Annotated in this window: 1 protein-coding gene; it reads left to right on the top strand. The window is 64.6% G+C overall.

What is annotated here, in order from left to right; genetic code table 11:
* Positions 1-119: 119 nt before the first annotated feature.
* Positions 120-1,421: an ISL3 family transposase gene (locus KIH31_RS18015; protein ID WP_214428534.1), complete on the top strand. Its 1,302-nt coding sequence runs from the start codon at positions 120-122 to the stop codon at positions 1,419-1,421.
* Positions 1,422-1,433 lie beyond the last annotated feature (12 nt).

The following is a 1,433-nucleotide window of genomic DNA, read 5'->3' on the forward strand; positions in this document are numbered from 1 at the left end:
GGCTCTTCGTAATTAAGGGTGTAGCCGGGGCGACGGGGGCCGGCGCGGCGAAGGCGGGATAGAGGTCGAGGCCTTCCGATGATGGAAGTTCCTACGCTCGCCATCCGAAAGACCTCGACGTGCTCAACGCTACCTTCGATCGCCCTGACCTCACCACGTTCTGCCGGCTCGAAGAGCTTGGTCTCGAGGCTGTCGGGCAACACCTTGGGCCGGATCGGGCGGTGATCGAGTGCCGTGTCGTTCAAGCAGATCCGTGGTGCCGATCATGCGGTGCGGAAGGCGTACCGCGAGACACGATCACCCGCCAGCTGGCGCATGAGCCGTTCGGACACCGACCCACTACCTTGCTGGTGCGGATACGCCGCTACCGGTGCGAGAACTGCGGGCGCACTTGGCGACAAGAGACCTTGAGGGCAGCTGAGCGAAGGGCGAAAATCTCCCGCCGGGGGCTGAGCTGGGCGCTGGAAGGCATCGTCATTGATCACCTCACCGTGTCCCGGGTCGCAGCAGGTCTCGGGGTGTCCTGGCATACGGCGAACAGTGCGGTCCTGACCGAGGGCAAGCGTCGATTGATCGATGACCCGGGCAGGTTCGACAGGGTGTCCGCGATCGGGGTGGATGAGCATGTGTGGCGGCATACCCGACACGGCGACAAGTACGTCACGGTCATCATCGATCTCACCCCGATCCGCGAGAAGACGGGCCCGGCACGGTTGTTGGACATGGTTGAGGGACGCTCCAAGGCGGTGTTCAAGGCCTGGCTCGCCGGCCGACCACAGGCGTGGCGGGATGGGGTAGAGGTGGTCGCCATGGATGGGTTCACCGGCTTCAAAACCGCGACCTCCGAGGAGCTTCCGGACGCGGTCCCGGTCATGGACCCCTTCCATGTCGTCCGGCTCGCCGGGGATGGGCTCGACCGGTGCCGGCAACGCGTTCAGCAGACCACAACAGGGCACCGCGGTCGAGCCGGCGACCCGCTCTATAAGGCCCGGCGGACCCTGCACACCGGCGCGGACCTCCTCACGGACAAGCAGAACACCCGCTTGAGCGCGGTGTTCGCGGTCGATGAGCATGTCGAGGTTCAGGCAACCTGGGGTATCTATCAGCGGATCGTCGCCGCCTACCGGGAACCCGACAAGAAAAAGGGGAAAGAGATGATGCAGGCCGTCATCGACTCCATCACCAGCGACGTCCCGGCCGCCCTGACCGAGATCCGCCGACTCGGCCGAACACTGAAACAACGCGCGGTCGACATCCTGGCGTTCTTCGACCGCCCAGGCACCTCCAATGGCCCGACGGAGGCGATCAACGGGCGCCTCGAACACCTCCGCGGCTCAGCCCTCGGATTCAGGAACCTCACCAACTACATCGCGAGATCACTCCTGGAATCCGGCGGCTTCCGATCCCGACTACACCCTTAATTACGATGAGCC

Source organism: Paenarthrobacter sp. DKR-5 (assembly GCF_018531425.1).
GTDB lineage: Bacteria > Actinomycetota > Actinomycetes > Actinomycetales > Micrococcaceae > DKR-5.